A 25,736-nucleotide genomic window follows, 5' to 3' on the forward strand; every position below is an offset into this window, starting at 1 on the left:
CAGCCGTTGCGCCGGGTCTTGTAGGCGAGCTGGCGGCGGATCTCCCCGAACCCGGCGTCGGCGATCCGGCGGGCCAGCCGCCGGTTGCGGAGCATTCCCGCGACGTTGAGGTCCTCCACGACGACGGTGCCGTACTGGCCGGCCACGCTGGTGGTGAGCTTGTGCAGGGCATCGGCGCGCAGGTTCGCCACCCGGTGGTGGACCTTGTTCCGCTGGGCGTTGGCCTTATCCCACCGCTTGGACGGCTTCTGCCCGCTCCTGCGGTCGGGGCCCCGGCGGCGGGAGACGACACGGGAGGCGCGGCGCAGCTGCTTCAGCGCAGCCTCCAGGTGCCGGGGGTTGGCCACTTCGCGGATCTCTCCGGTGCTGTCGGCCATCACCGCGAGGGTCTTCACGCCGAGGTCGATCCCTACCGCTACGTCCGGGCGGGCAACGCGTAGCAGGTCGCGTTTCACCTCGACCTGGAAGGAGACGAACCAGTGTCCGCGTGTCTGCCGGACGGTCGCGGACAGGATCCGGGCCGTCCCGGCCTGCACACGGGCGAGGAGCCCCGCGGTGGGCTCGTGGGTGCGGATCGTGCCGAGGCGGGGCAGGGTGATGTGCCGGCCGTCGGTGCCGCTCGCGCCGTTCTCGCCCGGGGCGCCGATCACGAGGTCGGCGCGGCCGTCCTTGTCGGTGTCGCCGATCGCGAGGGAAGCGCCGAAGCGGTCCTTCGCCTCACCGGCACCGGGCACGCCCGCCGTGGCCTGCGTGATGGTCTGGACGCGGCTCGGGGAGCCCGTGTACCCGGCGCCGTAGTAGATGGTGACCTTGCCGCCGAGCGCGGAGTCCGGGCCCTGCGAGGGGTCCTCCGGGTTGCCGACGACGAGGTCGGGGGAACCGTTTCCGTCCAGGTCGCCCACGGCGGAGGTGAGGCCGGCCGGCAGGGTGGCGTCCTGGAACCCGGCCGGGTCGGCGAAGAAGGTGCGGGGGTCGTCACCGGTGCCGTCGTAACCGAAGCCGCCGTCGGAGTCGCCGCGGCCGTGGACGATCAGGCGGTCGTCGTTGCCGGCGGGCAGGTCGATCGCCGTCATCGCGACGATGCCGTGGGCGGGGTTGTAGGGGAACCCGGTGCCCGAGGTTCCCGTCTGCGGGCTCAAGTCGGCCGGGATGTAAGCGACTTCGGTGCCGTTGGCCCCCACTGCGATCGACAGCTTGCCGTCGTTGACGGGGTTCAGTCCGTCGTACGTCCCCACCGCGAGCGTCCGCCCGTAGGCGTCGTGGGAATACGGCCAGGGATCCTGCACCGACTTGGCCTTGGTCAGTCCCGAGGACGTGCCGTAGACGACGGTGACCGTGCCGCCGCCGTCATCGCCCGCGAGGTCCTCACCGGGCGCGCCGATGACGAGGTCGCCGTAGCCGTCGCGGTCGAGGTCGGACACGACGACGGCGGCGCCGAAGCGGTCACCGGACTCCGCGGCTCCCGGAACACCGGTCGAGTTCTGTGTCAGTACGGTGCGCCTGGCGGGATCGATGCCGCGCGCGCCGCCGTAGAGCACGACCACGGCGCCGGCCTTCGCACGGCCCGCCACGGTGGCGTCCGGCGCTGAGAGGACCACGTCCCGGTATCCGTCCTTGTTCACATCACCCGCGGTGCCGGCGGCGGCCTCGGCACCGGACATGGCCAGGGGGTGAGGCCGGAGGCGAGCAGGGTGGCGGACATCAGGAGGGTGCGTTTGCGCACGGGCTACTCCAGAGAACACGAACCGAAACATGGCATGACACGGTCATGGACAGCTCGTGCAAGACCTCCGAGATCGCGAAAGGGTTGCACGGTTCGGGAAAGTCCTTCGCACGCGCCTGTCGGAGAGACGCTGCTGGGGCCGGAGCCCAGCACCCAGCTGTGGGCCTAGACGGAATGGGCGCTCGGACTTCTCGCTCTCAGGGTGCCGTCAGGAGAGTGCCAAGAAGCAGGGCGAACAGTGTCCGAACGCCCGCCGGAGGAGTGTGATGGGAACGGCCTCAAGGAGGATCGGATGTCCCCGTCCCACCCGCCCTCGAACGCTCGCCTCATCGTGGGAGTGAGCGGTTCGCCGGGCAGTCTCACCGCCCTGGCCCGCGCCGCCGAGGAGGCCCGCAGGCGGCGGGCCGAGCTGTGGCCGGTGCTGGCCTGGGAACCGCCCGACGCGACCCTCGCCGCCCGCAAGTCGTCCACCGCGGCCGCCCTCACCGAGGACTGGGAACGCCACGCGCGGGAGCGGCTCCTGAAGGCGCTGCGTGGCATGTTCGGCAGCACGGAGTTCGGGCTCGCCGGGCAGGCGCTGATCACCCGGGGTGTCCCGGGACCGGCGCTGGTACGGATCGCCGACCGGGACACCGACGTCCTCGTCATCGGCGCCGGCCGACGCGGCCGCCTGCGCCGCGCCCTGTGGCCGTCGGTGAGCCGCCACTGCCTGGCCCACGCCACCTGCCCCGTCCTCGCCGTACCCCCGTCCCCTCTGCAAGCCACCCTGGACACAGCCCACCGCCGAAACCTCCTGCACCTGCGCCTGGACGTCCGGCACATCGAAGGGCAGTGCCAGACTCCGTGAGCGCTGAGGGGCGCCTGCGCGTGCGGAGTCGCGTTCCGAGCACTCCCGCGCGGGCCGGGCCGGTGCTCCACCGGGCCGGGCCCGCCGGGCTCTGGCGACACCCCGTCATGATGCTCGACACCGTTGACAGCAAGGGCCGGAGCCGCGTGTCGACGTCAACTGACATGACTGACGCGTCATTTGTGCGTTGGGCGGCGCCTCAGACGAGCCGCCACAGATGGTCGGCCGTGCCGTTGTCGGCGAACTGGACCACCTGGGCGCTGTCCGCGGTGGACATGCGGTCCACTCCCAGGACCTTGCCGCTGTTCTGGTTGCGGAGCCTGAACCAGCCGTCGGTGTCCTCGACTCGGGTCCAGAGGTGGTCGGCGGTGCCGTTGTCCTCGTACTGGACGACGATCGCGCTGTCGGCGGTGGACATCAGGTCCACGCCGAGGACCTTGCCGCTGTGTCCGTTACGGACGAGGAACCAGCCGTCGCCGCGGTCCACCAACTGCCAGGCGTGGTCGGCGGTTCCGGTGTTCGAGAACTGCACCACGCGGGCGCTGTTGGCGAGCGACATGCCGTCCACGGCGAGGACCTTGCCGCTGTGCTTGTTCTGGATGCGCCAGAACCGCGGTTCGGGCGTCCACGGCCGGCCTTCGGGGGACGCCACCGGGAACGCGGTGATCCGTAGACGGGCGGCGCCCATCGGGATGAGGGTGACGCGTTCGACGGCGGCGGTCGAGCGGGCCGGGCCGTCCTGGAGCGGAGCGACGACGTTCTCGTTGTCGGCGATCCATTCCGGGATGCGGCGCGCGTCGGCGGTGATCCGGAGGGGCACGGTCTCGTGGGTGAAGGGGTTGTCGGGGACGGGTGCGCCGGATCGGGTCACGACCGCCCGGATGTCGGGGGCCAGGCCGTAGTTCCAGGGGGTGGTGGCGTGCACCTCGTACTCGGGGAACGCCTCGGTGCCCGCGTACCGCACGTACCGCTCGCCGATCCGCAGCGAGTACGTCAGCGGCCCGTGATCGACACTGACCGCGCCGTGGTTGCCCGGCCAGGTCCGCAGTGTGGTGCGTTGCGGAAGCTGAAGGGTGACGGTGTCGCCGTTGCGCCAGGTCCGGTCCACCTTGGCGAAGGCGGGTCCGTCCGGGGCGTCGACCCGCTGTCCGTTGACGGTGAGCCGCGGGCCCCGGCACCAGCCGGGCACCCGCAGTCGCAAAGGGAAGGCGACGGGTGCCGGGGTGGTGACGGTGATCGTGACGGTGTCGCCGAAGGGGTAGTCCGTCGCCTGGGTGAGGGTGACGGCCGTGCGGGACGCGCCGACCGTGGTACGCACCTGGCTGGGCGCGTACATGGCGGCTACGACACCGTTGTCGGGGCTGCCCAGCCACAGCTCCTCGGTGAAGTAGGGCCAGCCCATGCCGTAGTTGTGCGGGCAGCAGCGGTAGTTGTCGACGCCCGGCTGGAACGCCTGCATGGCGAAGCCGTTCTGGAACTGCCCTTGGGTCTTCGTCCGGTTGTCGAGGTCGACGCTGTTGGCGCTGGTGACGTAGTGGATCGCCTTGCCCTGCGGGTCGAGGGCGGCCGGCAGCATGTTGAACGCGAGGTCCTCGCACCGGTCGGCCCACACCGGGTCGCCGGTGATACGGGTCAGCAGTTCGTGGCTGGCCATGAACTCGACGATGCCGCAGGTCTCGAAGCCCTGCCGGGGGTCGTCGAAGCCGGGCCGGTAGTTCTCGTCGCCGGCGATGCCGCCGCCCGGGAACTGCCCGTAGGCGCGCAGTACTTCGTCGTAGGCCCGGTAGGTGGCGCGGGTGAGGTCGGCGGAGCCGTTGAACTGTGCGTACTGGGCCGGTTCGCGGAAGCCCTGGGCGATGTTGACGTTGTGGGGGCTGGGGCTCGCGCCGGTCCAGTTCGCGCCCCAGGTGTGCATCTTGGCGGCGAGGTCCACCAGGAAGGCCTCACCGGTGCGGCCGTGCAGCCAGTGGGCGATGTCCAGCCCGTCGCCCCAACGGTAGGAGACCCAGCTGGAGTCGAACGCCGATTTGCCCTGCGCGTTCATGAAGCGCAGGAAGCGGGTGACGAAGGGCACGATCCGGCTGTCGCCGGAGTACTCCTCCCAGGTGCGCAGTGCCATCAGCAGCGGCAGGAAGGGCCAGAAGTCGGGTCCGCCGTTGAGCGAGGTGCGCAGGGCGCGTGGGCCGAAGTAGCCGTCGCCTGCCTGGGTGGCGAGGATGGCGTCGACCCAGCGGCGGGCGTTCGCCAGGGCGGCGGAGTCGCGGGTCGCCACCGCGAGGGGGATGTAGCCGCGCAGCCAGTAGGTGACCTCCTCCCAGCCCGTGCGGTCCGGGTTCACCCAGCCGGTGCCGGCGAAGTCCAGGAAGTGCGATCGCTGCTCGTACCGTCCGAACAAGCCCGTGAGCAGCAGCCGGAGTTGTCCGGCCAGCCAGCCGCGCGCGGTGACGCTGCCGGCGGGCAGCTTGCGGAAGGCGTCCGCGGCGGCGAGCGGCGCGGCGGCCGAAGCGGGTTGCGGGAGGCGGACGTTGAGCGTGACGGCGCCCAGCGCGAGGGCGCTGGCGGTGAGGAAGGCGCGGCGGTCGACGGTCATGCGGGAGCTCCTGTCCGTGCGGGGAGGGGGGAGCGTGCCAAGGTCGTTCACGGGGTCGCCCCCGGAGGGGCGGGCGTGCCGGCGCAGCCGGACGGCCCCACCGCCCGACTCTGTACATCGTTGTAAAGGTCGTAGATAACATGACAACACCTGAAGCGCGGTCACGTCCAGACGCCGGATCGGTCTTCCGTCGACCCATCAGGCCGTACTGGTCGTGTCAGCGCGGGAGCGGCCGCGGGTTGCTCCGGTGACGCCGTAGGTAGCTGCGGGTAGCTCCGGTGATGCCGTATCGGAGGCCGCACGCGCTAGAAGGGCGGGTTGTCGGGGCCTGCATCGGCCTGCGCGGCCGCCTCCCGCCGTCGGCTCGCCGCGTGCAGTTCGGCGAGGGAGGGCATTCCGGCGACGGCTTCAGCGGCGCGGCCATGCCGGATGAGCAGTTCGGCGAGCGCCGACCCCCGCGCCCCGGTGTCCGCCCTCAGCAGGGCGATGGCCTCCTCAAGGCGCCCCGTCTCCTCAAGGATCCACGCCTTGCCGGCCGTGAGGCCGTACATGTCCGGCGGCAGCGTCCCGGCGTAGGCGAGCGCTTCCTCGTACCGGCCAGTCTCGACCAGCACCCAGATCCGGTTCGAACCGATCCAGGACGCGTGCTCCTCGAAGAATTCGTCACTGCGTTCGTCGAGCAGCGCCAAGGCGTCATCCGGACGGCCGGCTTTGCACAGCAACTCGAGAACGCTGGGGAGAAGGCAGATATCGAAGTCGTCGAACACCGGGCGCCCCACCTCGACGGCCTCATCGATCCTCCCCTGGCGGCCGAGCAGTTCGATCAGCGGCCAGCGGAAGCGGTCCGGATACTCGGCGGCCGCGATGGCCCGCCGCAGCGCGGCCTCGGCCTCACCGGCCCGGCCGTCCGCTTCGAGCGCCCGCGCGTAGTACGCGAGCGTCTTGCCCGCGCGTACACCGGTGGCCAGTGCGCGCAGTTCCTCCATACGCCTGTTGCGTTGCAGGAGTTCGGCGTACGCGGTCACTGTGTTCTGGTTCAGTACCCGCCCGGCCTCGACATCCGCCCCAAGTATGCGTACGGCCTCGTCCACCCGGCCTGCTCGCTCCAAGACCTGGGCCTGGAGTTCTTGCGCGTTGCCGGGGTGGAAGACCCATCGCTTCTCGCCGCGGGCGCGGCGGGCACGCTCCGCTCGCGGTGCGATCAGCCCCAGTACCTGCTCATCACGGTCCTGCCCCTCTGTCAGTTCGACGAGGGCGGACAGGATCCACTCACTGTCCAGATGCGGTGTGAGTACGGAGATCGCATCGTCCAACCTCCCGGCCTTGGAGAGCAGTTGAGCGAAGTCGTGGCACAACCGCTCGGAGGCGAGACCGGTCTCGTCCGGCCGGACGGCGTCCAGCGCCTGCCGCACTCTCCCCGCTTCGAGCAGGACCTCCGCGCTCTCCCACCGTGCCCGGTCCCACCCGGCTTCGGCGAACGGCGCCAGCACGTCCAGGGCGCGCTCGGTCTCGCCCGCCCGGGACAGCTCCCGGGCCGCCGCCTGGGCGCAGAACCACTCCCCCCGCTCCTTCGCGGCCTCGACCAACAGCTCTGTCTCGCCCCGCTCCACCAGCATGGTGACCAGGCGTGGAGATATCCCGCCGAGGGTCCGCGCCTGCCACTCGAGATCTTCGATGTTCACCGTCCGAGCCTACGAGCAACCGTTGCCGGGCTCGGCATCCGTTGGGCGCCGGACCCCCATCAACGTGCCGACCGAGACTACGTCCGGGCGATCTCTTGCCGGAGTTGACGGGTGAAGCGGCGGAGCAGTTGCTCGGTTTGCCTGTGCTCCGCCCTGCGGTCGTCCCTGCCCTCGCTGGGCCGGGAGGTCCAGACCCGACGGGCGAGGGCGTCGGCGAGCTCCACGGTGTCGTCGGCACACAGGAGGTACAGGGCTGACCGGGCTTCCTGCATGCGGCCGACCAGTTCGTTGGCGCCGGCACCGTCGTCACTGAGTCGTGCGTCCCGGAGGTAGTCGATCAGTTGGACCACAGCCGAGTTGAAGCCGACACCGGCTTTGAGCTTCTGCTCCCGCAACCACATACGATCCTGCCTGCGCGCGGTGAACCAGGACCCGAACACGGCCCCGACGAGGCCGAGACCAGCCCCGACAGCGACGGACAGGATGTTCACCACGCCAGCTCCTCCCGACATACGCCCGGCAGCCCTCGATACGAGCAGGCCGAGCCGCCTGCGCGCAGACTTCGGTCCACGCGAGGCCGTAGCCCTGTCGAAGGTTTTATCGCGTTCAGGAATTCGAGTCGGGGGAATTGCCAGTGACCCTGGCTCGATATCGCCGAGTGGACGTTGAAGCCGCCGCAGCGAGGGCGGCGGACGCGAGCCGGTCGGCCGCATGCCTTCGGCCACCCGTCTGCCGGTGCGGAGGAACCTTTGCCGGAGGCGGGGCGTTCAAGGAGAAAGATCACACAGTTCAAGCACAGGGGTGACCTCGATGGCACTGTTCGACCGGCTCAAGGACCAGGCGAAGACCGTGCAGCAGCAGATGCAGGGCCGTCAGGGCGGCGCCCAGCAGGCGGGCACCCAGCAGGGGGGATCCCCGTACGGCGGCTCGCACGGCGGCTCGCACGGCGCCTCGCCCAGTGGTTCGCGCGGGGGCTCGCGCGCGCAGCTGGTGGGTCTGCTCAAAAACCAGCTCGGCTCGATCAAGACCGAGCTGAAGAGCGGCGCCTACCGTGACGCGAGCATGGCGATGTGCGCGCTGGTAGCGGCTGCCGACGGCCAGGTGGACGCGAGCGAGATCCAGCAGATGGAGTCGATGATCCTCGGCAACGACGTGCTCCAGAACTTCCCGCCGGAGCAGCTGCGCCAGCGCTTCCACAAGCACGTCGACCAGCTCACCAGAAACTTCGCGCAGGGCAAGGCCGAGGCTCTCCAGGACATCGCCAAGGCGGCCAAGAAGCCGACCGAGGCCCGGGCGGTCATCCAGACCGGCATGGTCATCGCCGGCGCCGACGGGCACTTCTCCCAGGCCGAGCAGATGGTGCTCCGGGAGGCGTGCGGGGCTCTGGGGCTGTCCCCTGCGGAGTTCCAGCTCTGAGTTTGGCTCGCCAGTGAAAACGCCTGGTGGAGGACGGCTTTCCGAGTCCAGGAGGGGTCGGATCATGATGGGAACTTTCGGCGCGAAGAACTCGCCGCTCAAGTCTGGGAGTCAATTGCTCCGCTGATTTCGGCAGCCGCGCCTGGAAGGGCTACGCATATCGGACCGGCAGGTCGCCAACGAGGTCGTCCGCAACATCCGGACGGGAATCTCCCGGTGCGACCTGCCGGAGCACTCCGGACCACTGGAGCAAGAGCGGGGCAAGCGGTGGATCATCAGGGGCCCTGGAGGCAGGACCAGTGCGATGCGTGGCCCCTTCACCGCCAGACGCAACGAGGCTCCACTGAAGGGACGGATGTGGCCCCGTTCGATGTGAGCAAGCCGGAGCCGCCCTGGGTCATCTTCGGGTCGCGCGGGGCGGTCGCATTCGAAGAGCAGGTGGAGGCGCTGCGTACTGCGGGTGGTCGGGTCTACGAGCTGCACGCCGACGACCTGCGCGACGAGCCGAGTACGTGTGACGCCTTCGCCCGGGCGATCGGATTCCCTGGACATTTCGGGCGAAACTGGGATGCCCTGGTCGACTGCCTTGATGATCTCCACGGTCACGCCGCCGGCAAGGCCGGGATCGCCGTGATTGTGCACGGGGCGGACACTCTCCTCGGGGCGGATCACCTCAGGGTGTTCGTGTCGGTGCTCTGCCAGGCCGCCGACCGCGCGAACACCGAGGTCGATCCGGACGGCGAGCCTCGCGGCATTCCAGCGGTGATCGAGCACTTCATCTTCCTGCTGGACGAGGTGCCGGCGGAGGGGTTCGCGGCCGAGATCGAGGACCCGGACATCGTCGTCTCCGTCGAAGGAGATTTCCTCACCGTGGCCCTGGATCTCGCGGTCTGGCGACCGTGACCCCCTGAATCCCGGGCGGCGAGCCCTGGTTTTGACCAATCAGGCCGAGCCCCCCTCGAATTCCCGGCTCCTCAACAAACCGGCCCCGATAACGACCGCGATCACCCCGGCGGAGAGAAACTGGCGGGATGACCGCCAGGACAGAACCGACCATTTCGACTGTGCGGACAGTACAGACCCGACACTGAGCCATGACCCTGCCGACAGAAGCGAAAGAGACGAACCAACCGAGCCGACGGACAAATAGCTCCCGACCGAGCCGACCGACATGGCAGAACCGACCGATCCGATGGAGAGAACCGACCCCTTCGATCCGATCGAGAGAATCGAGTCCTCGGACCACAGGGAGAGAACGGATCCCTTGGAAGCGGATCGCGCCCCGGACGCAAGTTTCGTCTTCATACAATCATGGTGCGCGCCTCTCGCCGCACGCGCCAGAGGTCCCTCCGCCCCTCGCTGTAGGGCCGCTTCGGCCACGGAGTTGAGCCATGGACGGGTCGTCGTCCACGCACTCCGTGCCGGTTCTGCGCCAACCGCCCGCCCCAGGAACCCGCCTGGAACTGAACTCAACGCCGTGGACGACCCCGGCGCGGCAACGGCCCGCCTGCCCGGAGGACAGACGGGCCGGGCACGGCGCCGTCGGCGTCAGAAGTCTTCAGGGCGCCGCGCCCACCGGGTCATCCGGCGTCGGCGCCGTTCTTGCGGGCGGTGAGCAGCAGGTACTCCCACTCCATGCCGCCGTCCCGCAGCGCGCCGGCGGCCAGGTCGGTGAGGGCGGTGTCCAGGGCGGCCGTCCGCTCGGGGTCGTCGGCGAGGTTGCGGTAGACCGCGATGGTCGGGCCGTAGGCGGCCTTGAAGAAGTCCCGGAACTCCTCCGGCCCCCCGAACATGTCCACGCGGATCGTCCGGCGGTGCCCCTCGACGTCGGTGACACGGTCGCCGAGCAGCTCGCGCACGTGCTTCTCCTGTCCCCACAGCGGCGGCGGCTGCGCGCCGGGGGGCGGCGGCGGGGCGTACGGCTTCATCGTGGCGAACATCTGCCCGATGAACCCCTCGGGGGTCCAGCTCAGCAGCCCGATCGTGCCTCCGGGCCGGCAGACCCGCACCAGCTCGTCGGCGGCGACCTGGTGGTGCGGGGCGAACATGACCCCGACGCAGGACATCACCGTGTCGAAGGTTGCGTCCTCGAACGGCAGCGCCTCGGCGTCCGCCTCCTGCCAGGCCAGCGTGGCGCCGCGTTCCTCGGCCTCCCGCTGTCCCACGGCCAGCAGTTCGGGCGTGAGGTCGGAGGCGACCACTTCCCCGCCCGCCAGCGCGGCCGGGATCGAGGCGTTCCCGGAACCGGCGGCGACGTCCAGGACCCGGTCGCCGGTCTTCACCGCGCAGGCATCCACCAGCGCCGGTCCGAGTGCCGCCACGACCTGCCTGGCCACCGCCGGGTAGTCACCGAGCGCCCACATCGTCCGGTGCTTCGCTTTGAGCGCGCGATCCGCCTCACGCGCGTCCGCCGTATCCGACATGCCACATGCCTCCCTCGTCCCTACGCTGCCGATGCCGTCCTGCGCCGAGCCTAGAACCGGGCGCCGCCCCTGGCCGGCGAGCGCCGTACCGCCGTACGGGTGCAATCCGTTCGATGCCGTCGCCCCCTCCCACGGACGGCTACGTCCGACGAGGGTCAGCAGCTCTCGTCGTCCTTGACCGCGTTCAGGGTGATGAGTGTGTCCGTGGGGTGCTCACCGGCTGCGGGTTCCTGGCTGCACACGGTCCAGTTGCGGTCGAGGACCTGGAGGCGGTTCTGTCCGCTGGCGTCCTGGTCGTCGAGGAGGTAGAAGCCGGCGGCCTGCGCTTCGTCCTGGGCTGCCTGGAGGTCGAGGCCCACGAGATCGGGCAGCGTCGCCGTTTCGGCCTGCGCTTCGCCGCCGTCGTCGCCGCCGTCTTCATCGGGAGCGTCCTTGGGGTCGTCCTTGGGGTCGCCCTTCGGCGGGGTGCCGGATTCCTCGGTCGGGTCCTTCGCCGTCGTGCTGGATTCCTCGGTCGATGTGCCGGTCTCACTGGCACCGGTGTCGTCGCCGCCGCTGCCGCATGCGGTCAGTGCGAGGAGAGCTGCGGCGGCGAGCGCCGCTGCGGTCGTACGGATTCCCATGGTGTTCCCCCAAGGCCGTGCACATGAGCTGAGTGGGCATCATGTGCCGTTGGACGGGGGCTTCGTGGCCGAGTGACGGTCCTGTGACGGTGCGTTCGAAGGGCGCGCCCGTGATGTGCCGTGGTCGCGACTTGCCTCGCTCGCGCCCTGCCTCCCGCCAACTGGCCTGGTCCGTGCGGCGGTTCAGGCCGCTCGGGCTCGGAACGTACTCGGGCTATGCCCTTTGTGGCGTTTGAAGGCCGCGCTGAAGCCGAAGGCGTCCGCGTAGCCGACGGACTTCGCGATCTGGGCGATGCTGAGATCGGTGTCTGCCAGGAGGGTCTCGGCGTCGTCCATGCGGCACTCGGTGAGGTAGGCGAGGGGCGGGCGGCCCATCAGCTGCGTGAAGCGTCTTGCGAACAGCGCCCGGGAGACACCGGCTTGTGCGGCGAGCGACGCAACCGTCCACGTATCGGCGGGCCGACGGTGGAAGGCGTGCAGGGCGGGTGCGAGGACCGGGTCGGCGAGGCCGCGGTACCAGCTCGGCGCGTCGGAGCCCGCCCGGTCGAACCAGGTGCGCAGCGTGCACACCAGGGCCCAGTCGAGGAGCCGGTCCATCAGCGCCTGCGAACCGGCCGAGAACCGGGCGGCGTCGGCGGCCGAACTCTCCAGCCAGGCGCAGACCTCGGCGTCCTCGGTGACGACCAGGACGGGCGGCAGCGCGCGCAGCAGCCGTTCGTGGCGGTGGCCCCAGGCCCGGTAGGCGCCCACGATGAGGGCCGTGGCTCCGTCGTCCGGGTCGGTGCCCCAGTTGATGCCGGCGAACTCCTCGTCCGGGCAGGAGTCGTCCGCGGTGAAGCAGCTGATCTCGTACTCCGCGTGCGGGCGTTGGGCGGTGTCGGGTTCGTCGGCGAGGTGGAAGGGTGCGGGGCCGCGCACGATGGCGGTGTCGCCCGCGTTGATCACTCGCTCGGTGCCGTCGGCGAGCAGCAGGGTGCCGCCGCCGCGCAGCACGGTGACCATGGTGAGCGGTGCGGCGTCGGCGAAGCGGATGGTCCAGGGCGCGGTCAGGACGGCGTGGGTGACGACCGAGCCCTCGGCGCGGATTCCGCTCAGCAGCGAACTCAGGGGATCCATAGAGGAATCGTAGACGCTCTCCTATGTGCTGGAGAGTTTCTCCCATGGATCATCTACGCGGCCGCGGATGTACTGGAAGCACCGAACAGAGCCCCCGTAGGGAGACACCGTGCCGCAGCACAGCAGTGACACCAGGACCGCTCTCGTGGTCGTCGCACACCACCGCAGCGATTCCCTCACCGCGCACACCGCCCGCCGTGCGGCCGCCCGCCTCGAGGCCGCCGGTTACCGCATCGACCTGCTCGACCTGCACGCCGAGGGGTTCGACCCTCGGATGAACGTGGCGGACCAGCCGGACTGGGGCGACCGGGAGAAGACGTACTCGCAGGAGACGCACGCGCACATGCGGCGCATTCTCGACGCCGACGTCATCGTCGCCGCCTTCCCCGTGTACTGGCAGAGCGTGCCCGCCGTACTCAAGGGTTGGATCGACCGGGTGTGGAACTACGGGTTCGCCTACGGTCGCAGCAAGCCCCGCCTGGCCGGCAAGCGCATGCTCTGGCTCGGCCTGGCCGGAGCCACCGCGGACGATCCGATCGCGGAGGGGATGCAGTCCGTCCTGGAGGCCGGGCTGAGCGAGGGTATCGCCTACTACTGCGGCTTCTCGCAGTCCACGGTGGGCCTGCTCCTCGACGCGGAGGAGCGGCCGCAGCGTGTCGACGCCGAGGGCAACCTGCACATCGGCGACGCCGTCACGGATGCCGAACGGGAAGCCCAGTACGCCGACTTCGACCGTCGGACCCTGAAGTTCGTGGACGAGTTCCTCGCGGCCGAACCGGTCGCGGCCTGAGCGGACCAACCCGGAGACGACCGGCAGGCCCGCCGGAATCGCCCGAACGCCACGTCTGCGCGCCCGGGCGGGTGCCGGTGCACCATGCCGCGCCCGCCCGGGCCGTCGCCCGCCCTAGCCTCCGCGAGGGGACCGCCGTACGGCGGACGCCGCACGCAGCACGCCTTCCCCGCCTCGGGAGCCCGAGCTCAGGGCGCCTTGAACAGCGTGGGAAAGCGGGGGGCGAGCCACGGCTTGCGGCCCCAGGCGAGGACACCGCCGCGTGCCATGGCCTGCCAAGGCCCCAGGCGTCCCAACGCGATCAGGAGGAAGACGACCGGCTCGGTGAGAACGGTGCAGTCCGAACGCTCGGGCGGGCCGGGCAGCACCTCCACCACGCCGTCCGTGAACGTGACACCGAAGGCCGCGCCGCCCCGGATACGCAGGGTGAACCGGGCCGTCAACGTGCTCGCCACCGCGATACGCGGCATCGCCGTCTTCAGGAACGGCACGCACAGTCCGACCCGCGCCGCATCGATCATGTGCGGGCGGCGCAGCGCGCGGGCGAGGTCGTAGCCGTGGCCCAGCATGTGGGTCAGCAGGTACGCGGCCAGGACCTCCTGGTCCATGAGGCCGAGCGGGGTCTGCAACGTCCTGCCCGCACTGCCCTCCGCCGCCGCCCGCTCCACCGCGGTCAGGAACGCCTCCGTCCGCTCCAGGAGCATCGCGGCCAGCGGCTCCGCGCCGCGCTCGGGGAACTCGGCGAGACTGAGCGCGTTGGCTGCCGCGATGCCCTGCGGAGTGCCGTCCCCGTAAGGACGTTCCCGGCCGCACGCGAGATCGGCCATCAAACCGTTGGCCATGGCCAGATGGGCGGCCGTCTCACCGGTCGTCCATTCCAGCCCCGGCACCCGACCGCCCATGTCGTCGTCCGTCGCGCCCCCCAGCAGCGCGGCGATCGCCTCCGCGGTCTCCCGTATCGCCCGGCCCAGCCCCTCCGGCAGGCAGGAGTCCCTGACGTCGGCCTGTATTCCCCGCTCCACGCTGGTCTCTCTCCTCGCACGTCATCACGCTTGTAGCGCGGTACAGAACCAGACGTGTCCATGCGGAGCAAGAGTTCCGGGCAAGGTCGGTGGGTACGGGCCGGGCCACGACCGTCCAACCGGTAGATCATGTGTTCGCAGCGGGTCGGAGTGGCCGATTATAGGATCTTGGTCATGGCGACGAGACTTGTGCAGATCAACATGAAGGCCCAGGACGACTCCGCGCTCGGTCGGTTCTGGGCGGAGGCGCTCGGTTGGGGTATCGACAGCGAAGGGCCGGGTGTCACCAACCTCGAACCCGCGGGCCTGCCCTATCCCGACCCCTCGGCCCTCTTCATCGACCTCGTCGCCCGGCCGGAACCGAAGACCGTGAAGAACCGGGTCCACCTTGATCTGGCCACCACCTCGCTCGCCCATCAGGCGGAGTTGGTCGCACGCCTCCAGGGTCTCGGCGCGACCCTCGCCGACATCGGGCAGGGCGATGTTCCCTGGACGGTGATGGCGGACCCGGAGGGCAACGAGTTCTGCGTCCTGGAGCCCCGCGAGATGTACCTGGACACCGGGCCGATCGCCACGGTGGTGGTCGACTGCACCGACCCCAGGGCGATGGCCCGGTTCTGGGACGAGGCGATGGACTGGACGCTCCACCGCGTGGACGACGACCACGCGACCCTGCGCTCGGCGCAGGGCGTCGGACCCTATCTGGAGTTCGTCCGCACCCCCGGCACCAAGAGCGGGTGGAACCGCGTCCACCTCGACATCTGCCCCTACACCGGGGAGGACATGGCGGCGGAGGCGGCCCGCCTGCGCTCCCTGGGCGCCACCGACCCCGACTTCGACCGGTCCGCGATCCACTGGACCGTGCTGGCCGACCCGGAAGGCAACGAGTTCTGCCTGCTCACGCCTCGCTGACCTCGCCCTGAGCACCGGCCCGGCCGCTTCATCGGCCGGGGAGGCATCCGGCACGCACTCTCACCGCAAGGCGCGTCCCAGTTCACGCCGGTGGCCAAAGACCCACTGGTACGCCTCCCGCACTTCTCTCACCACTCCGGCCTCGCGAAGGCGGACCATGGCCGGATCGCCCGCGTCGGCCCCGGTCTCGATGCCCCGCCGGCACCGGTCCTGCCACCACAGGACCGTGGACACGAGGCGCTGCCGGTCGGGCAGGCCGTAGCTGTCGGCGATGAGCCTCATGCGCCGGGCCGCCTCGCCGACGTCGGTCACCGCGGGGCCGAGACCGAGGTACTGCCAGCAGACATGTGCGACGTCGTGGATGCGTGCGCCCGGCGCCGCGAGGTCCCAGTCGATGAACGCGGCCGGCCGAAGCAGGCCGTCGGCCGGCCGGTAGACGGTGTTCCTGGGCGACAGGTCGTTGTGGCAGACAACCTCGCTGTCGCCGGCCAGGGAGGTGCCTGCGGTGAGGTCGTGGAACTCGCGTACGAGCCGGGCGACCGCGGCCAGGCTCTCCTCCGACGACACGGCAGCGGGCTGGCGCCGTTCCCACGCCACGTGCCCGTCGACGTAGCTGAGCACCTCACGACCCTGACCGTCCACACCGAGATACCGCGGAGCCCCGTTCCAGCCGCGGGCTTCGAGGAGTCTCAGCAGGTCGGCGACGAACCCCGTACGAGCAGTCGCCGGACGACGCACCGTGTCCCCCACACGAACGACCGCACTGACGAACCCACCCGGCATGAACGACTCGGACATGCCCCCACCCTGCCCCAACGACGGCCACCCCTGCTACGGGCGCTCGAACGGCCCTGTCCACGGAGGATGGCGTACGGCCCGTTCCACCGCGTCTCGGAGTCGGGACCGATCCGCTCCCACGGCCGGGCGAGGGGCACGCACCCATCGGTGCGGCTGCGCGCCCGACCGTCGGCGTTTCGGCCAACCGCCTTACGCCGCACACCCGTTGCGGCAGACGGGTCCATGCACCCTCCACATGCTGACGCACGCTCCAGCTCGGGGTTCCGGAATCGACCGAAATACATGTGTTCGATATCCGTGTCCGGTCGTTGAGCCTGTCGACCACGCCGGACAACCGTCAGGGGGATCACGATGACGTCGACCGCCGCGAATGAACAGCAGCCTCCCGTGCCACCTCCCCCACCACCACCGCCCGCGGAGATCACGTACAGCGGGAGTTACTCCGTCAATCCGCTCGCCGAGGTGTCCTTCGCGCGGATGTGCGCGCAGATCCCCAAGGTGCTGCGCCGGATCGCCCGGCTGTCGTGGCGGACCGACCGGCGCGCGGTGCGGCTCCTGCTGGGCTGCCAGGTGGTCACCGGGGTCTCGGCCGCGGTCCTGCTCGCCGCGACCGCTGCCGCGATGGAGCCGATCCTGTCGGACGACGCCGTCGCCGACCGGCTGCGCAGTGCGCTGCCCGCGCTGGTGGTGGTGGCCCTGGCCGCGGCGCTCGGACGCGGTGCGGCCTCGGTGGCCACGTATGCCGAACGGCGGATCACTCCCCGGCTGATGACGGAGACGGACACCGCGCTGGTCGAGGCGGTGTGCCGGGTGGAGGCCGCAGCGTACGCCGTGGACGGCTTCTCGGACCGGCAGGAGGCCGCCGAGATGGGGGTGATCCGTACGCTGGTGATGGTCGCCGACGCGCAGCGGCTTATGTCCGCCCTGATCCGTATGCTCACCGCGGGCGGTGTCCTGTCGGTGCTGAACGTCCTGATGCTGCCGCTGCTTCTGCTCGCCGTGCTCCCCGCCGGACTCGGAGCCGTCCTGACGGCCCGGGTGGACTACGAGACCCACTACGCCAACGTCGCCGATCGCAACGTCCGCGGGATGATGCGCTGGTGGGCCACCACCTCGAAGTACGGCGACGAGGTCCGCGCCAACTCGATGACCGACTACCTCATCTACTGGTACCGCGCCCTGTCCGACCGCTGCGACCGCCGCACTCTCGCCGCCGCGCCGCGGACCTTGCGGATCTCCCTGCTGTCCTCGCTGGCCGGCGGCTTCTTCCTCGTCATCACCTGGTCCGCGCTGGCCTGGCTCGCCGTCAGCGGACGCATCGACCTCGCCGTCGCCGCCACCGCGGTCGTCGCCGTACAGACGACGCTCGCCGCCCTGTCCCAGGTCGTCATCAACGGCGCCGCCGTGTTCCACACCAGCCTCTACCTCGGCGACATGCAGTCCTTCCTCGACGACGCGGGAGCCCGCGCGCCCCAGCGCGGCCCCCACGCCATGACCGGCCCGGTCGACGAGATCAAGGTCGAGGAAGCCGTCTACCAGTACCCCGGCAAGGAGAAGCCCGCGGTGAACGGCGTGTCCCTCACGCTACGGCGCGGCGAGATCCTGGCGATCGTCGGAGCGAACGGTTCCGGCAAGTCCACCCTGACCCGGCTGCTCACCGGGATCTACCTCCCCGACAAGGGCAAGGTCACCTGGAACGGCAGGGACCTCGCGCAGGTCGACCCCGCGAGCGTGTGGGCGAACACGGGCCTGGTGCCGCAGATCTTCGCCCAATGGCCCCTGCGCGTACGGGAGAACATCACCCTCGGCCAGCCCCGCACCCACGACGACACGGCCGTGTGGGAAGCGGTCGACGCGGTCGGGCTGCGCGAGGCCGTCGACGACCTGCCCGCCGGACTGGACACCCTCCTCGCCCGCGACATCTTCGGCGGATCGGAACTCTCCGGCGGCCTGTGGCAGCGCGTCGCCTGCTCCCGAGCCCTGTACCGCAAGCCCGAGCTGCTCATCCTCGACGAGCCCACCTCCCAGATGGACCCACGCGGTGAACACGGCGTCTTCGAGCAGATCAAGGCCATCGCCGGCGACCGCATCACCATCGTGGTCACCCACCGCCTGGAGAACACCAAGATCGCCGACCATATCGTCGTCATGGAACACGGCCGCATCACCGAACAGGGCAACTACGACGACCTCGTCCACGGCGGTGGAACCTTCGCCGAACTCCTGCAGCTCTCCCAGGACCGCTGACCTGCCGCGCACGGCCCTAAAATCTCCACGAACCCGCAACGCAGGAGGCTCTGGCAGCCGAGCCAAGTCACGTAGGGAACCGGGCAGATGAGCATCCACTTCGAGGCCGGCTGGTACGGAAGCGATCTGGACGGCCATCGCTCCGGCCCCCACGACCGTCACTCCCTTGACTCCTTGCCGCCGTTGGGCAACCAACGCTTCAAGGGAAGCTTCGACTGGCTCGGCGGGCCCAGCGGGACCTCCGTGAAACACCTCGCCGAGCTTGGCGCGGTGACGGAGGAGCTGGATCGCCAAGGGCTGTCACTCCCCCAGGACTTCATCACCTACTACTCCTCGGCGAATCTTCAAGACATCCTGGGCGATCCGTCGCTGACTTGCTGTTGGAGCAGCCTTTCCCCGCCGATACCCAGTCCGGTCGAGCCCGGCGCCTTCCTGGTCCGCTTCTTCCGCGACCAACAGGACTGCGTCCTCTGGTACTTCTACCTGCGGCCCGGCAGCCCGGCCTTCATAGTGCACTCCCACCTTGAGTACGAGTACGAGTACGAAGCCCACCGCAGCGGCGGTGAGTTCAACGGGAACAGTGACATCGACGACTTCGACGAGCAGCTGGAGGCGCTCCAGTACTGCGCTCCCACCTTCGAGGAGTGGGCGTACCGCTTCTGGATCGAGAACCGCATCCATGAGGGCGTCGAGAGCGGGGACGACCCGTCTCTCAGCAAGGCACAGCAGGCATACCTGAATCACTACAGGTAGCCCGAGAGGCTCCACCGCCGTGCCTGAGCGCATTCGGGCAGCGCTGGTCAGTAGCGGAGACGAGCCTCTCGCCCGTCGATGCGCAGCGAGCAGTTCTTGAAGACCTCCAGCGGGGTCTGTTCGCTGTCAGCCGGCACCAGGACCAAGTCCAAGTCACGCAAAGGCATCAGGACGGCAAGCGTGCAGGCCCCGTCCGGGTCCGGGCCACTCAAAGATGCCCAGGCCTCAAAGAGGCTGCCGATGCCGTCCCACCCCGGGCCCGGACTGAAGTGCGCCAGGAAGGACGGTTGGTCGATCCCGTACTCATGCAGCTCACCGACCAGGATGTCGCCGCGCATAAGTCGCCAGTTCCTCACTTGTCGTAGCCCCGCTTCCCATGGATGCCATTGCGCTCGAATCCTCGCAACGCCCACCCCGCCCGGCCAAGCCCTTCGGGCGGCCTGCGGACGTGGAGTGCTGCCTCACGGCGTGGCGATCTCCTGTCGGCAGCGGTCCAGGAAGGCGTCGCCGGCTCTGCCCATGCGCATCGCCGTTTCGTGGGCGCGCGCCTTCCAGTCGGCCGGTTCGACCGGCTGCGCGGCTTCGGAGAGGTCACGTAGGTATTCGTTGGCTGCCTTCCAGCCGGTGACCCACATCTCGTGCGCAGCGGTGCGTACTTCGTCCGTGGCGAACAGGGCGACCTGGTTGTAGGCCTTGCGGAATTCCGTCCGCAGCTCGCGCCATCTGCTCTCGGCGGCGGCCCACTGCTCGCGGCCGGCGGGCGGGGCGAGCATCGGCAGTTCGGAGCGTACGAACTGCAGGACTTCCTCCCCGGCGAGGGAGAGTTGCACGTAGGCGTTCAGGCGTTCGTCGCGCAGCCAGTGCGCGTGTTCCGCGGCCCGGCGCATCACTTCGAGTTCGCGGGCGTCGCGCCCCCGGCGCCGTTCCACATGGGCGTTGGCCCAGAAGGTCAGCACCGCGCCGCTGAGCGTCGCCGCCACCGTGATCACCTGCGTCGTCGTATCCACTGCGTCCGACTCCCCCTGCCCGCCAAGTGCCTTGCGGCTCAGCCTCTTTCGTGAGTCTGCGGCAGCTTGTGTGCCGCGTACAGCGCGACGATTGCCCACCTTGGCGCGAGAGGTGGGTCAGTGGTGGCGTACCTCGATGATGTTGTCGTCCTCGTCGGAGAGTTCGAGGCTGTGGTGCCAGCCGAGCCGGGTGAGCAGTGCGGCCAAGTCGTTCAGCCGGTGGGGGGCGATCACGCCGTTGAGCAGGGTTGTGTCGGCCCCGGCGGGGTCGATCTCGATGCGGCACCAGGCGGTTTCGGCCTCGTAGGCGTACCAGGAGGAGGACCGGGTCCTCCAGCCGTGTGCGCCCAAGCGGGAGGCGACCAGGGAGGGGTCGATGGCTCCGTGGAGGATGCCGCAGATGTTGTTGGCCATGACCGCCAGGGTGGGATCGAGCGGTCTGTCGGTGTCGTCGCCGGTCGGAGTGCTCACGGGGGCAAGTGTCGGATATCCCGGGTCAGGGCGGGAGTGGCAGGGGGCCTGTAGGCGCTGGGCCGGCCATGGCGGCGACGGTGTCGTCGTGCGAGTGATGACGAACCTCGCTCCCGGCGCCTCCCTCACCGACACTGGTGCCGAAGCTGTTCCTCCGGAGCACCGGGAGTGCCGATGACCGACAAGAGCCACCGCGTCCCCTCACCGGACCCGGCCGGGGCGAGCGGTGCGTCCGGAGAGGTGGAGCGGGTGGATGTCCTGGTCGTCGGTGCCGGGATCTCCGGGCTCGGTGCCGCCCGGCATCTGGCCGTCGAGGCGCCCCGGAAGTCGTTCGTGATCCTGGAGGCCCGCGACGGCATCGGGGGCACATGGGACCTGTTCCGCTATCCCGGCGTCCGGTCCGACTCCGACCTGTACACCTTCGGCTACGGGTTCAAGCCCTGGCGCGACCAGGAGACCATCGCCGACGCTTCTCGAATCCTCGACTACCTGCGCGAGACCGCGGAGGAGAACGGCCTGCTCGAACGGGTCCGTTTCGGCCACCGGGTCGTACGCGCGGAGTGGTCGACGGCAACGGCGCGTTGGCTGGTCCGGGTCCGGGCCGGGTCCGGCGAGGGTCCGGTGGAGAAGCTCGTCAGCGCTCGCTGGATCTTCTGCGGCGGCGGCTACTACCGCTACGACGAGGGGTACACACCGGCCTTCCCCGGCCGCGAGCGGTTCGCCGGGGAGGTCGTACATCCGCAGCACTGGCCCGAGGGCCTCGACTGGGCGGACAAGCGGATCGTGGTCATCGGCAGCGGTGCCACCGCCGTCACCCTGGGACCCGCCCTGGCCGAGAGCGCCCGGCACGTCACATTGTTGCAGCGCACCCCGAGCTACGTCATGCCGATCCCCCGCACCGACCGGACCGCCCAGCTCCTCAAGCGGCTGCTCAGCGCCGATCGCGCGCACACCGTGATCCGCTCGCTGTACATCACTCGGCAACGGCTGGTGTGGAGGTTCTGCCAGCGTTTCCCCCGGGCCGCCCGCCGGTTCATCCGCCGGACCAACGTCAGGCTCCTGCCCCCGGGGTACGACGTCGACACGCATTTCAACCCGCCCTACGCCCCCTGGGACCAGCGGCTCTGCGCCGTCCCGGACGCCGACCTGTTCGAGGCGATCGGGGCGGGCCGCGTCTCGATGGTCACCGACCACATCGAGACCTTCACCGAGTCCGGGATTCTCCTGACATCGGGGCGCCACCTGGACGCCGACGTCATCGTCACCGCGACCGGCCTGAACCTCCAGGTCGCCGGCGGTATCGAGCTGACGGTCGACGGGCGGCCCGTCCGCTACCGCGACACGGTCGTCTACCGCGGTCTGATGCTCAGCGGCGTCCCCAACTTCGCCCTGTCCATCGGCTACACCAACGCCTCCTGGACGCTCAAGGTCGGCCTGTTGTGCGAGTACTTCATCAGGCTGCTCGACCACATGGACGCCGGTGGTCACGACGCCGTCCGGGCGGTCGCCGACCCCGGCATGCCCACCCGTCCTCTGCTCGACTTCGCGGCCGGCTACGTCCAGCGTTCGCTCGGCGAGCTGCCCAAGCAGGGGCAGGCCGCGCCGTGGCTCATGTCCAAGGACTACTTCGACGACCGCAAGCTGATCCGCTCCGGCCCTCTGGTCGACGAACACCTGCGCTTCTCCAGCGCCGCCGCCGGGAACCGGCCGAGCGCGCCCACCGCGGCCCCCACGGCGCCGTAGCCGGCCAGGGGGTGAGCGTCACGGCGCCCGCTTCCCCGTCGCGCGCACGCTCGTGCGGCGCGAGGGGAGAGGTGGCGCGGCCGGCCGCGTGGGCGACGGTGCGCGGTCACGCGGCCTCCTCTTCCGGGTGTTCCTCGACGGTGCGGGAGTTGGTGAGGGTCAGCGCGCCGCCGGCTGCGATCAGGCCGACGACCACGGCCAGCAGTGCGTAGCTGACGCGTTCGCCGTGGAAGAAGGAGGCGACGAGGCCGCTGCTCCAGGTACCGGCGGGGAGCTGGGTGGTGACCAGGGCGGCGATCAGGGTGCCGACGACCGCGGTGCCGACGCTGGTGCCGACTTCCTGGGCGGTGTCGTTGAGGGCGGCGCCGATGGAGGTGCGGTTGCTGGGCATCGCGTCGATGAGGGCGACCGCGCAGATCGTCATCACGGTCCGCAGTCCGATGGTCATGACGACCATGCAGGCGGCGATGGCGGCGTACCCGTGGTCGACGGCCCAGGAGAGGCCGGCCAGGGATCCGGCCAGGCAGGCGGCGCCCACGAGGCAGGCGACGCGGTGGCCGTAGCGGCGCGCGAGCCACTCGGACAGGGGCGTGGCGGTCAGCATCGTCACGATGATCGGCAGGTTGGCCAGGCCGGCCCGTACCGGGCTCCACCCGTAGGCGTACTGGAAGTGGAGGATCAGCCCGAACATCACGCCGGCCATCGCGATGGACGTGCCGATCTGTGCGATGGCGGCGCCACGGACCGTGCCGTTGGAGAAGAGCCTCAGATCGAGCATGGGGGCCTTGCTGCGGCGCTCGTGGCGGACGAACGCGACCGCCGCGGCGATGGCGCCGGTGATCGACGCGAGGGTGACGGCGGAGAGCCAGCCGTGCTCGACACCGCTGGTCAGCGAGTAGCAGGCGAGCCCGATGGCGGCGACGCTGAGGGCGGCGCCGGGGATGTCGAGGCGGTCCTTGGTGAGGTCCTCGGGCCGGTCGGCGGGGACGCCGAGCCGTACGCCGACGCAGGCGATCACGGCGATGGGGGCGTTCACGAGGAGCAGCCACTCCCAGCCGACATGGGCCAGGGCGGTGCCGCCGAGGAGCGGTCCGAGGACGAAACCGGACATGCCGACGACGATCATCACCGTCATGGCGCGCATCCGCAGGGCCTTGTCGTCGAACAGGCGGAAGACCAGCGAGTTCGTGATCGGCGCCATGGCCGCGGCGGCTATGCCGAGTGCGGCGCGCAGGGCGATGAGCTGGCCGGCCGTGGTGACCAGGACGACGCACAGGCTGAGCGCGCCGAAGACGGCGAGGCCGATGAGCAGGACGCGGCGCCGGCCGAGCCGGTCGGCCATGGATCCGGCGGTGAGCAGCAGTCCGCCGAAGGTCAGCGAGTAGGCGCCGGTGACCCACTGCAGGGCGGTGGTGCCGCTGCCGAGGTCGCGGCCGATGGTGGGCAGGGCGATCGACAGCAGCGTGTTGTCGACCATCTCGACGAAGAAGGCCAGGCAGAGGGCGGCGAGGGGAATCCAGGCCGCGCGTAGGGACGTGTAGGTGCGTGCGGGGGTGTGGAGCGTTGCGGTGGTCATGATGACCCTCCGATCGAACATGGTTCGGTTATCGAACGGCGTACGATGCGGTACGATAGAACAACGTTCGATACGATGCAAGGGGCGAAGGGATCAAGCCGTGACACGCCAGCAGAACCGCTCGGGCGGGGGACGCCGACGGGCTTCGCACTCCATGGAGTCCGTGCTCGCCGAGGCGGTGGCACTGCTCGACGAGGCGGGAGCCCCCGCCCTGACCTTCCGGGCGCTCGCACAGCGGCTCGGCGGTGGCGTCGCCAGCATCTACTGGTACGTCGCCAACAAGGACGAGCTGCTCGACCGGGCCGCCGACCACGCCATGGGCCCCGTCCTGGCCGACGTCGAGAAGCTCCCGCGCAGTGACGACCCGATCGACGATCTGCGCACCATGGCCGTCACGTTGTTCGACGCTATCGTCCAACGCCCTTGGCTGAGCTCGTACTTCATGCGCAACACCAGCATCCAGGACAACACCCTGGGCCTGTACGAGAAGCTCGGCCAGCAGACCCTCCGCCTCAACCTCACCGCGTCCCAGCGGTTCCACGCGGTGTCCGCCGTCATGGGAGTCGTCATCGGCTCCGCCGTCGACCTCGGTCAGGAACCGACCCAGGAAATGATCGAGGGCGACGTCGACCGCGACGAATACCTCGGCGTGGTCGCCCAGGACTGGAGGGAACTCGACCCCGAGCGGTTCCCGTTCGTGCACGAGATCGTCGACGAGTTCGACGGCCACGACGACGTCGACCAGTTCCGCTCCGCCCTGGACCTGACCTTGGCCGGCCTGCGTCTGCAAGCGGGCGCCTGAAGACGGTGCCACGCGGGTGAGCCCCGACGCACGGCGGCGCCGGGGCTCACGGGGAGCGTCGGGTCAGCGGTCCATCAGGACGAACACGCCCCACCCGAGGTATTCGCGCTGGTACCTGGCGTGCTGGACGGGCGCCGCAGCCAGTTCCGCCCGCAGGTCGGCCGCCAGTTCGTCGTCGGGGTTGGCGTCGAGCCAGCGGCGCGTGTTGAGCCACTGCGCAGCGGCGTACCGGTCCCAGCTGTCCTGGTCGGCCAGAACCATCTCGACGACGTCACAGCCCAGGTCTCCGAACCGTCCGAGCAGTTCCGGCAGCGCGAGCAGGTCCTCCTTGCGGGCCATGTGACACCCCTCGACGACGGCTTGGTCCTCGGGCTCACGGCGCCAGTACGGTTCGCCGACCAGCATCATGCCGCCGGGAAGGAGACTGCGCCGCAGCAACTCGACGGTCCCCGCCACTCCGGAGCCGATCCAGGTCGCGCCGACACAGGCGGCGATACCGACGGGATCCTCGGCGACATACCCCGAGGCGTCCCCGTGCACGAAGTCGACCCGCTCGGCAACTCCCAGCTCCCAGGCCCGATTTCGGGCGGCGTCGAGGAAGACGGTGCTGATGTCCACGCCGGTGCCGGCGACAGCGTGGTCCCGGGCCCAGGTGCACAGCAACTCGCCCTTGCCGCAGGCGAGATCGAGAATCCGGGTACCCGGCGAGGGGCTGATGGCTCGCCCCAGCAGGTTCAGCTTCTCGCTGGTGAACGGGTTGCAGACACGATGGCTGCTCTCACGGATGGTGAAGCTACGTGGCAGATCCACTACAGGAATTCCTTCGGTCCATGGAGGTCATGACGGTTCCGCTGTGCGGCCGACGGGAGTTGACCGCGGATACCTGGACCGTCATCAAATGCACCTCTTAGGACGAGCGAAGACCGAACCTGGACCGGCCGAGGCTACGGCCGTGGGGAGCGGCGTGTCCATCGCATTACTGACCTCCAGGATCCGGATCCGATCCGCACGCACCCTGTCCACCGTTGCTGAGAGCCTCAGTGGCTCTCAGTATTCCGGGTCTTTCGGCCCGGAAGGTCCGTCACATCGCCGAAGTGTCAGGGGCTTGGGTTTGAGGACGGTCTCTCGTTTCCGTCTGTCGCTGGTGCGGCAGGGTTGCGCCACCGGCCCGCCCCGCCTCCGCCTTGCGGCGGGG

At 70.0% G+C, this 25,736-nt stretch carries 24 protein-coding genes; 9 read left to right on the plus strand and 15 right to left on the minus strand.

All coding sequences use genetic code 11. The annotated features are described in order from the left end of the window. On the minus strand, positions 1 to 1,661 hold a 1,661-nt coding region (locus ABT296_RS35895), incomplete at its 3' end, for an RNA-guided endonuclease TnpB family protein (protein WP_351933875.1). Between the two features lie 354 nt (positions 1,662 to 2,015). Here ABT296_RS35895 and ABT296_RS35900 point away from each other — a divergent pair. Next, positions 2,016 to 2,570, plus strand: coding sequence for a universal stress protein (locus ABT296_RS35900; protein ID WP_351933877.1), 555 nt, complete (start codon positions 2,016 to 2,018; stop codon positions 2,568 to 2,570). Between the two features lie 199 nt (positions 2,571 to 2,769). On the opposite strand, the gene ABT296_RS35905 is transcribed toward ABT296_RS35900, so the two are convergent. From ABT296_RS35905 to ABT296_RS35915, 3 genes are all read right to left on the minus strand, one after another. Further along, on the minus strand, positions 2,770 to 5,160 hold the full coding sequence (locus tag ABT296_RS35905; RefSeq protein ID WP_351933879.1) for a beta-L-arabinofuranosidase domain-containing protein: 2,391 nt from the start codon (positions 5,158 to 5,160) through the stop codon (positions 2,770 to 2,772). Between the two features lie 305 nt (positions 5,161 to 5,465). Next, positions 5,466 to 6,842: a tetratricopeptide repeat protein gene (locus ABT296_RS35910; protein ID WP_351933881.1), complete on the minus strand. Its 1,377-nt coding sequence runs from the start codon at positions 6,840 to 6,842 to the stop codon at positions 5,466 to 5,468. A gap of 77 nt (positions 6,843 to 6,919) precedes the next feature. Beyond that, positions 6,920 to 7,336, minus strand: coding sequence for a hypothetical protein (locus ABT296_RS35915; protein WP_351933883.1), 417 nt, complete (start codon positions 7,334 to 7,336; stop codon positions 6,920 to 6,922). 316 nt (positions 7,337 to 7,652) lie between these two features. On the opposite strand from ABT296_RS35915, the gene ABT296_RS35920 reads away from it, so the two are divergent. Both ABT296_RS35920 and ABT296_RS35925 read left to right on the plus strand, forming a co-directional pair. Then, on the plus strand, positions 7,653 to 8,258 hold the full coding sequence (locus tag ABT296_RS35920) for a tellurite resistance TerB family protein (protein ID WP_351933884.1): 606 nt from the start codon (positions 7,653 to 7,655) through the stop codon (positions 8,256 to 8,258). Positions 8,259 to 8,615: 357 nt separating this feature from the next. Further along, a complete protein-coding gene (locus tag ABT296_RS35925; RefSeq protein ID WP_351933886.1) occupies positions 8,616 to 9,161 on the plus strand; it encodes a barstar family protein in 546 nt (181 codons plus the stop codon). A gap of 39 nt (positions 9,162 to 9,200) precedes the next feature. On the opposite strand, the gene ABT296_RS35930 is transcribed toward ABT296_RS35925, so the two are convergent. From ABT296_RS35930 to ABT296_RS35945, 4 genes are all read right to left on the minus strand, one after another. After that, the gene (locus ABT296_RS35930; RefSeq protein WP_351933888.1) at positions 9,201 to 9,563 is read right to left on the minus strand and encodes a hypothetical protein; all 363 of its coding nucleotides are present in this window, start codon (positions 9,561 to 9,563) and stop codon (positions 9,201 to 9,203) included. A 275-nt stretch (positions 9,564 to 9,838) separates the two neighbouring features. Then, the gene (locus tag ABT296_RS35935) at positions 9,839 to 10,681 is read right to left on the minus strand and encodes a class I SAM-dependent methyltransferase (protein WP_351933889.1); all 843 of its coding nucleotides are present in this window, start codon (positions 10,679 to 10,681) and stop codon (positions 9,839 to 9,841) included. Positions 10,682 to 10,836: 155 nt separating this feature from the next. Next, positions 10,837 to 11,304 carry a hypothetical protein gene (locus ABT296_RS35940; protein WP_351933891.1) on the minus strand — a complete coding sequence of 156 codons (468 nt, stop codon included), beginning with the start codon at positions 11,302 to 11,304 and terminating at the stop codon, positions 10,837 to 10,839. A 183-nt stretch (positions 11,305 to 11,487) separates the two neighbouring features. Continuing rightward, positions 11,488 to 12,420, minus strand: a complete 933-nt coding sequence (locus ABT296_RS35945) for an AraC family transcriptional regulator (RefSeq protein WP_351933893.1) — start codon at positions 12,418 to 12,420, stop codon at positions 11,488 to 11,490. 109 nt (positions 12,421 to 12,529) lie between these two features. On the opposite strand from ABT296_RS35945, the gene ABT296_RS35950 reads away from it, so the two are divergent. Next, positions 12,530 to 13,210 carry an NAD(P)H oxidoreductase gene (locus ABT296_RS35950; RefSeq protein ID WP_351933895.1) on the plus strand — a complete coding sequence of 227 codons (681 nt, stop codon included), beginning with the start codon at positions 12,530 to 12,532 and terminating at the stop codon, positions 13,208 to 13,210. Between the two features lie 188 nt (positions 13,211 to 13,398). Here ABT296_RS35950 and ABT296_RS35955 read toward each other — a convergent pair whose 3' ends face one another. Next, entirely contained in the window at positions 13,399 to 14,232 is an 834-nt protein-coding gene (locus ABT296_RS35955; protein ID WP_351933897.1) for a maleylpyruvate isomerase family mycothiol-dependent enzyme, read from the minus strand. A gap of 174 nt (positions 14,233 to 14,406) precedes the next feature. On the opposite strand from ABT296_RS35955, the gene ABT296_RS35960 reads away from it, so the two are divergent. Next, a complete protein-coding gene (locus ABT296_RS35960) occupies positions 14,407 to 15,144 on the plus strand; it encodes a VOC family protein (RefSeq protein WP_351933899.1) in 738 nt (245 codons plus the stop codon). A gap of 60 nt (positions 15,145 to 15,204) precedes the next feature. Here the strand turns inward: ABT296_RS35960 and ABT296_RS35965 are convergent, their stop codons facing one another. Then, a complete protein-coding gene (locus tag ABT296_RS35965) occupies positions 15,205 to 15,942 on the minus strand; it encodes a phosphotransferase (protein WP_351933901.1) in 738 nt (245 codons plus the stop codon). 351 nt (positions 15,943 to 16,293) lie between these two features. Here ABT296_RS35965 and ABT296_RS35970 point away from each other — a divergent pair, with 351 nt between their 5' ends. Together ABT296_RS35970 and ABT296_RS35975 are read left to right on the plus strand one after the other, a co-directional pair. Continuing rightward, positions 16,294 to 18,189 carry an ATP-binding cassette domain-containing protein gene (locus ABT296_RS35970; protein ID WP_351933903.1) on the plus strand — a complete coding sequence of 632 codons (1,896 nt, stop codon included), beginning with the start codon at positions 16,294 to 16,296 and terminating at the stop codon, positions 18,187 to 18,189. A gap of 87 nt (positions 18,190 to 18,276) precedes the next feature. Beyond that, positions 18,277 to 18,942 (plus strand): hypothetical protein, encoded by a 666-nt coding sequence (locus ABT296_RS35975; protein ID WP_351933905.1) that lies wholly within the window; start codon positions 18,277 to 18,279, stop codon positions 18,940 to 18,942. A 47-nt stretch (positions 18,943 to 18,989) separates the two neighbouring features. On the opposite strand, the gene ABT296_RS35980 is transcribed toward ABT296_RS35975, so the two are convergent. The 3 genes from ABT296_RS35980 to ABT296_RS35990 form a co-directional block, all read right to left on the minus strand. Further along, positions 18,990 to 19,280 (minus strand): hypothetical protein, encoded by a 291-nt coding sequence (locus ABT296_RS35980; protein ID WP_351933907.1) that lies wholly within the window; start codon positions 19,278 to 19,280, stop codon positions 18,990 to 18,992. A 123-nt stretch (positions 19,281 to 19,403) separates the two neighbouring features. Continuing rightward, positions 19,404 to 19,949 carry a hypothetical protein gene (locus ABT296_RS35985; protein WP_351933909.1) on the minus strand — a complete coding sequence of 182 codons (546 nt, stop codon included), beginning with the start codon at positions 19,947 to 19,949 and terminating at the stop codon, positions 19,404 to 19,406. A gap of 117 nt (positions 19,950 to 20,066) precedes the next feature. Further along, complete coding sequence (locus ABT296_RS35990) at positions 20,067 to 20,420, minus strand: hypothetical protein (RefSeq protein WP_351933911.1); 354 nt, start codon at positions 20,418 to 20,420, stop codon at positions 20,067 to 20,069. Positions 20,421 to 20,594: 174 nt separating this feature from the next. Here ABT296_RS35990 and ABT296_RS35995 point away from each other — a divergent pair, with 174 nt between their 5' ends. Then, the gene (locus ABT296_RS35995; RefSeq protein WP_351933912.1) at positions 20,595 to 22,163 is read left to right on the plus strand and encodes a flavin-containing monooxygenase; all 1,569 of its coding nucleotides are present in this window, start codon (positions 20,595 to 20,597) and stop codon (positions 22,161 to 22,163) included. A 106-nt stretch (positions 22,164 to 22,269) separates the two neighbouring features. On the opposite strand, the gene ABT296_RS36000 is transcribed toward ABT296_RS35995, so the two are convergent. Next, positions 22,270 to 23,739: an MFS transporter gene (locus tag ABT296_RS36000; RefSeq protein WP_351933914.1), complete on the minus strand. Its 1,470-nt coding sequence runs from the start codon at positions 23,737 to 23,739 to the stop codon at positions 22,270 to 22,272. Positions 23,740 to 23,893: 154 nt separating this feature from the next. Here ABT296_RS36000 and ABT296_RS36005 point away from each other — a divergent pair, with 154 nt between their 5' ends. After that, positions 23,894 to 24,541, plus strand: a complete 648-nt coding sequence (locus ABT296_RS36005; protein WP_351933918.1) for a TetR/AcrR family transcriptional regulator — start codon at positions 23,894 to 23,896, stop codon at positions 24,539 to 24,541. A 63-nt stretch (positions 24,542 to 24,604) separates the two neighbouring features. On the opposite strand, the gene ABT296_RS36010 is transcribed toward ABT296_RS36005, so the two are convergent. Continuing rightward, positions 24,605 to 25,351 (minus strand): SAM-dependent methyltransferase, encoded by a 747-nt coding sequence (locus ABT296_RS36010; protein ID WP_351933916.1) that lies wholly within the window; start codon positions 25,349 to 25,351, stop codon positions 24,605 to 24,607. Positions 25,352 to 25,736 lie beyond the last annotated feature (385 nt).

Origin of the sequence: Streptomyces sp. NPDC000983 (genome assembly GCF_040299205.1) — a bacterium.
Lineage (GTDB): Bacteria > Actinomycetota > Actinomycetes > Streptomycetales > Streptomycetaceae > Streptomyces.